At 58.4% G+C, this 243-nt stretch carries 1 protein-coding gene; it reads left to right on the top strand.

Features of this window, described 5'->3' with window-relative positions; genetic code table 11:
* The coding region (locus SB847_RS22015) for a lipase family protein (protein ID WP_410578864.1) at positions 1-243 on the top strand (243 nt) is incomplete at both ends.

Below are 243 nucleotides of genomic sequence, written 5' to 3' on the forward strand. Positions count from 1 at the left end.
GTTCCTATTGGATTTCTACCGGCAAAGTCATCATCGTCACACACTCAATGGGCGGACTTGTTGCGCGCCGTGCTGCGCAAAAACTGAGCGGCCGCGGAAGCACAACGTCGAGCGATGACAGGCGAGTCGGAGGAACAGAAAAATCGGACGACGCGAACGAAACGCAAGTCAAACCGCTGGACTCCGGGGGAGCGACGGACGGATCAGCTAGCGGCACGACAAGCAACGCAGGACCGGATACTG

Origin of the sequence: Bacillus sp. SIMBA_026, from assembly GCF_046535335.1 — a bacterium.
In the GTDB taxonomy this organism is placed as follows: Bacteria; Bacillota; Bacilli; order Bacillales; family Bacillaceae; genus Bacillus; species Bacillus velezensis.